Origin of the sequence: Nostoc sp. CALU 1950, assembly GCF_051172895.1 — a bacterium.
Taxonomy (GTDB): Bacteria; Cyanobacteriota; Cyanobacteriia; order Cyanobacteriales; family Nostocaceae; genus Nostoc; species Nostoc edaphicum_A.
In genome coordinates this window covers 1-6,489 of sequence record NZ_JBDNJQ010000266.1, presented here as the reverse complement: position 1 = coordinate 6,489, position 6,489 = coordinate 1, and the positions used below count along the sequence as shown (strand labels likewise).

The 6,489-nt window shown below is 44.8% G+C and carries 3 protein-coding genes; 2 read left to right on the top strand and 1 reads right to left on the bottom strand.

The features are described from left to right. Nucleotides 1-1,948: NACHT domain-containing protein (locus ABF638_RS36290; protein ID WP_435027604.1), on the top strand; the 1,948-nt coding region annotated here is incomplete at its 5' end. 144 nt (nt 1,949-2,092) lie between these two features. Next, nucleotides 2,093-3,109, top strand: coding sequence for a sulfate/molybdate ABC transporter ATP-binding protein (locus tag ABF638_RS36285; RefSeq protein ID WP_181927973.1), 1,017 nt, complete (start codon nt 2,093-2,095; stop codon nt 3,107-3,109). A gap of 124 nt (nt 3,110-3,233) precedes the next feature. Here ABF638_RS36285 and ABF638_RS36280 read toward each other — a convergent pair whose 3' ends face one another. Then, entirely contained in the window at nt 3,234-6,029 is a 2,796-nt protein-coding gene (locus tag ABF638_RS36280) for a M16 family metallopeptidase (RefSeq protein WP_435027603.1), read from the bottom strand. Nucleotides 6,030-6,489 lie beyond the last annotated feature (460 nt).

Below are 6,489 nucleotides of genomic sequence, written 5' to 3'. Positions count from 1 at the left end.
TAGTGCAGTAGAGGCATTGGGAAATCTGGGGGAGGCTGCCACACCCTACGTCAAAAATATCCTCAATATCTTTAAGGATAAATCCGTTGACAATGATGTTCGTTCCATTGCAGCAGAGGTATTGGAGAAAATAGAACAACTTAACCTAAATGATGTTGTAGTAATTCTGGATAGCGTCTATTACGCAGACCAATTAGGAGTTGCACACTGGCGATTTTTAACCTATTTCCTTGGTGGCGGCACTGATGAAGTAAAAACCTTGCTCACATGGCTAGGCAAACCAAAAGCAATTCCTGACCAGCTGACACACGCTGAAGGTGTAAAAACACTCTTAATCTTTCGCCAAGCCTGGGAACCCAGCCAAGAACTACATCAATCAAGAAAAGATTTAGCACAGCAAATTTCTGAAGTTGCTGGCAACAAAAAAATTATTTGGAAAGCACAAGATATTAACTTACTGCAAACTCACTACAACAACCTCAAAAAAATTAACTCCACCCATGCTCATACACTACAGTCAGTAATTAATAATCTGGAATATTGGCAGTGGTTTTTCAAAGCCAGAAACACCATCATCATTCACATTGCCTTTTGGCTTGCCCTCATCTTTGCCTACCCCAAATTTCCCCAAATCCAAGCCATCTTCTTCTGGAACCCTTGGGTACGCCGGATTCTCGGCGTCGGCTATGTCGGCTTTCTCCTCACCTGGTTCCCCCCCTTCCGCCGCAAAATATTTGAACCCTTCAAACCTTCCCTATTAGCCGATGCCGGGTTAGATAATTTTTATGAGCAATCATACTTCCCAGAATCAAAAGTCAAAGTCCCCATTTCAGGAGACATCCAGCCAATTACCGCAGCCCTCCCCAGTATTCAAGGACAAATTATCTTACAAGGAGATTCCGGCTTAGGCAAGTCGATGTTTCTCCGCCATCTCTTGAAAAACTCCCAGCGCATAGTCGTTTATCTCCCCGCCCAAAAATGTCACAAAGGCGTAATTGAAGCCATCCAAGACAAGCTACATGGCCAAGCCCAAGATGCCGGCTTCCTGAAAAACCTCATTTACAGTGGCGCGATAGATATCTGCATCGACGGACTCAACGAAGTCACCGCCGAAACACGCGCCAAAATCTGCCAGTTTGTCGAAAGCTATTTCCGGGGCAACATTATCATGACTACCCAGCCCCTAGAGTGGACACCCCCCTCAACAGCAAAAACTTACTACTTGCAGCCCCTTGAACAACAACAAATTCAAGAGTTTTTGATCTCCCGTCAGCCGCGACTCCCCCAAGATGCCAAAATTCAAGGTGCTGATTACACCCAAGCCTGCACCAATTATTTAACAGAAGTCCTCAACAACCAACAAGCCAAAGAAGAGTTAGATGCTGTCCGCCGAATTCTTTCCAATCCAATGGATTTAACAGTGGTAGCGCTGATGCTATCACAAGGTAAACACCCAAACTTGTTTCGCCTGCAAGAACAGCAATACAACCTGATGGCGGCAGAATACCAGCAAGAATGGAAACAAGAATTTCCCCTCAAAAGATTCTCAGCCGCCGTCTACCAAATGCGACTCGAAGACAAACAAGCCTTACCCGCCGATGAATTTCACCAAGTTGCCATGTCTTTAGAAGACGATAAATACAAAATGGTAGTCAGCCGTCAGTGGCAAGATGAAAAAGGCGAAGCCAAGAAGGAATGGTACTTCCGCCACGATAAAATCATGGATTTCTTCTTAGTGCAAAACTTTCTCGGCGAAACTGATGCCGCCGAAGGACTATTAGTTGATAGAATGGGCGACCCTCGTTTTCGTGGTGTTTATTTCTTGTTAGCAACCTTACTCCCATTAGATGCAGCCAAAGAACTGCGAGAAGATTTGATTCAATACGCGGCTGATACTAAAGACAATACGGTGAGTAATACCTTTGTGCAGTTGTTGCGAACTAGGTAAGTTGGCATGGGGCATTGGGTATTTAGTGGGTGCTGAAAAGTAGAGCCTAAATCTTGTTCATCTATAAATAATTATGTATGGTATATGTAAGACACAGTAATCCTACCAAGGATCTGTAGATTTAGTTGTAGAGGTACAGCAGCAGTGGGCATAGTAGTTGAGAACGTCTCCAAACAATTCGGGAGCTTCAAGGCAGTTGATGAGGTTAGCCTGGAAATTAAGAGTGGTTCGCTAGTTGCGTTGCTAGGGCCATCGGGATCAGGTAAATCTACGCTACTACGGTTAATTTCAGGTTTAGAAATGCCAGATAGCGGCAAAATCCTGCTGACTGGTAAGGACGCCACATACCAAAGCGTGCAACAACGGAATATTGGGTTTGTGTTTCAGCACTATGCCTTATTCAAGCATCTGACTGTCAAGCAAAATATTGCCTTTGGCTTAGAAATTCGTAAGGCACAGCCAAAGAAGATTAAGGGAAAGGTAGAACAATTACTAGAATTGGTGCAATTGACTGGATTAGGCGATCGTTATCCATCACAACTTTCTGGTGGTCAAAGACAACGGGTAGCTTTAGCAAGGGCACTGGCAGTAGAACCGGAAGTATTACTGTTAGATGAACCCTTTGGCGCACTTGATGCTAAAGTTCGCAAAGACTTACGGGCATGGTTACGCCGCCTCCATGATGAGGTTCATGTTACCACTGTTTTCGTTACCCACGACCAAGAGGAAGCAATGGAAGTCTCCGATGAGGTTGTGGTCATGAATAAAGGGCGTGTGGAACAGGTGGGGACACCAGCAGAAATTTACGATAATCCTGCCACTGCATTTGTGATGAGCTTCATCGGCCCAGTGAACGTATTACCTAGCACCTCAAAGATTTTTCAAAGTAGCGGATTTGATGCACCACACCCACAAGTGTTTTTGCGTCCGCAAGATGTGATTTTTGAAAAAGTTGCTAACGGTGCTACTACGGCTGCGACAGTGAGCCGATTGATCCATTTGGGTTGGGAAATTCAGGTGGAATTAACTTTCGATGATGGGCAAGTGGTGATGGCGCATTTAACACGCGATCGCTTTAATGATTTAGAGTTAGAACCACAACAGCGAGTATATGTGAAGCCCAAGGATGCGAAGTCCTTCCCAGTCTCTTATTCAATTTGAAGAAGGCAGGAGGCAGGAGCTAAATAATCCCTGAACAATGAGATCCCCGATTTCTTAAAGAAATCGGGGATCTTGTTATTGCGATTTTTACAAATCAAATCCCATTGCTATGTATCTGAGGTAATTAACTGCCCTTGGGTACTGTATCTCCAGGCCCGGCAGTGACAATCACCAAATTTTCTGGCTTAATTAAATCTTCAATTGCCTGTTGCATATCAGCCATAGTTACTGCTTGAATCCGCTGGGGAAACTCTCGGATTTCCGATCGCGAAAGCCCCAAGACAGCATTATCCAAAATGATGCTGGATACATTACTGGGATTGGCTAAATCCACTGGGTAGCTATTGCTAATTGAACGTTTTGCTGTGTTGAGTTCAGCCTCTGTCACACCTTGTTCGCGCAACTGTTTGAGTAAAGCGAGAGTACTGGCGATCGCTTTTTGGGCATCAAGAGGAGCAGTTTGCATTTGAATCAAGAACGGGCCGGGATTGATGCCGGCGGCAAAACCACTGTATATACCGTAAGTCAAACCCTGGCGATCGCGTACTTCCGTACCCAGGCGGCTCGATAATGTATCACCACCCAAAATTTGATTTAGCACCAGTGCTGCATAATAACGTGGGTCTTTTCGAGAAATGCCATTGTAGCCAATGTAGGTAACAGCCTCAGATTTACCGGGAATTACTTTGTTTAGACGTGTCAAAGTTTGCGGTAATGGTACGGACTGTATTTTGAGAACAGGTGGCTTACCTGTGGCTTGCCATTTACCAAACACCTGATTCAGCAAAGCTTTTACCTTAACTGAATCAAAGTCTCCCACTAAGGCGATCGTTGTGGTATCCGGTCGATAATGTGTCTGGTAAAAACTCAGCAAATCATCACGAGTAATGCTCTTTAAACTCTCGGCTGTAGGAAAGCTGTGGAATGGATGATTTTCAGGGTAAATTGCCTGCTGGAATACTTGCCGTCCCAATCCTCTAGGATCATCTAGCTGGGCTTTAAGACTTATCAATGCCCGCTGGCGACTCAGTTCTAACTGATCGGCTGGGAAAGTGGCATTTTCTAACACATCTGCCAAAGTTTGAATCAATATTGGTAGATTTGCTGAAAGTCCCTCACCGCTAACGTTAACTCCCTCGCGGCTAGCACTGAAGTTCAAACCGGCTCCCTTGTCTTCTAAGGTTTTGGCTAGGGTTAGAGCATTTTTAGTCTGCGTCCCATTCATTAAGTTGTTTGCAGTCAGATTCGCTAATCCAGCTTTTTGATTGCCGTCAAATTCAGTACCAGCGTTAATTTGTCCACTCAAGTTAATAGTGGGAAGATTGCGATCGCTTAACAGCAAAACCTTCAAACCATTATTTAAGGTAAACTCCTCTGGTAGTGATTGTTTGGTTGAATCTGTCGCTGATGTGGCAGGTGGTAAATATTTCGCCAATTCTGCTGGATCTACAGGCTTACCGGGGCTGAAATTTTCCACCGTGCGACCAGAATCAGTACCGGAAGTCCCTGCTTTACCATCTGGTTGAGTTGGCTCAAAGAAGCCGATGGTTTGTTTAGCCGGATTGAGGTAAGTTTTCGCTGCTTGCTGGACTTGATTTGGGGTGACTTTAGCGATCGCAGCCAAGTACTTTTCAATAAAATGATAATCTCCTGCGATCGTTTGGTTATACCCCAGTTGACTAGCCTGACTAGTGATGTCTTGGTTCCCCAAAATATACGAGGCTTGCATTTGCGTCTTCGCTCGGTTCAACTCTTCTGAGGTGACTGGCTGCTGTTGCAATTTTGCTAAAGATTCCTGGAGTACTTGGGCAATTTTCCCCAACTCTTGACCTGGAGCCGCCGTAGCACTAATTTCATACCAACCCGGTTCAATAAGTTCGGCAGCACCGCCACTTACTGAACTGGCAAGTCCAGATTCCACCAAAGCCTGATAAAGCCGAGAACTACGTCCACCTGTGAGAATGGCATCCATCACATCAATTGCCGGGACATCAGGATGTTTGATGTCTGGCAGAGGATACACCGCTTGCAATAGTGCTGCACTTCCAGGTTGCTTAAGGATAATTGGCGCTTTTTTAGCAACAGAGGTAGATGATGGGGAAGCGTCGGCGAGGGCAGAAGATGCCGAGTAACGATCAATTGCTCTCCTGGCATTATCGAGTACTGTGTCCTTTTTTGCTCGTTGTGATAACTTCCCGTAAGTTTCTTTCACAACTTTGAGTACGGGTTCTGTGGCAAAATCTCCGGTAATCACCAACGTGGCATTTTCTGGGCTGTAGTAGGTTTGGTAATAATTCCGCACCTGCTCCACCGTGAATTTTTCTACATCTGCTTTTGTCCCTCCCACAGGTAAACCATAGGCCCTACTAGGGAAAGCATCTCGCATCACTGCCCGATTCAGACGATAGTCTGGTGAATTTTCGTACCCCTGTAATTCGGAAATCACCACCCGCTTTTCACTTGTCAGTTGCTCAGGCCCAATTAAAGAGTTTTCCATGCGATCGGCTTCCAGCGTCAGCAGTGCTTCCAGTTTGTCTCGCTGCACAGTGCCAAAGTAAGCTGTTTCGTCATAACTAGTAAAAGCATTGAACTGGCTACCCAAGGCACTAAATAACCGTCCAAACTGTACTGGACGGTCATTTGTCCCTTTGAACATCAAATGTTCTAGCTGGTGAGAAATGCCGCTCTCTCCCTTAACTTCGTTGCGTGAACCAACTTTATACCAAACTTGCACACTTACCACTGGAGCAGTATGGACTTCCTTAGTTAATACTGTTAAACCGTTGTCCAATACCGTTTTTTGTACCCCTTGGGTGAATGAGGATGCAGGTGCGACTGCTGTTGGTGTTGCAGCATTGGTAAAATTGCCTGACAAAGGCACGATAGTTAGAAGAAGGCTGAGAAAAAATCCTATAAGCATGTATGGTCGCCGTTTCATAAGCAATGCAAAATTTCCAATTTTTAAATAAAACCCCAAAGGGTATTTCAAAATTTAAATCTAACTCAAGTTGCTAGTTATGGAGGGAAGAAGACAATGCAAGGTAATCAGGGGTGAGGCTTTGAAAACCGTGCATTCTCAATTTATTGTGTTGTAAAAAAGGTGAGAAAATCAGCATCAAACTGTTCCCTGTTCCCTATTCCCTGTTTCCTACCCCAGCCATAAAACTTTTTCAGCAAGCACTACGTACATTTACATTTCAGGATAGCGATATCAGCGCGTTTTTAGCTGATGATGGACAACAGGCGGAAATGCTCACTAAAGCAATGGGATATTTTTTTAGTTGGAAGTCCCTAAACTGCTGGGGCGAGTTGCGATGAGACTCGAAGCAATACGGTTCGGTTAAGGCTTTTTGATGAAAATTTTAGATCACAAAGATTCG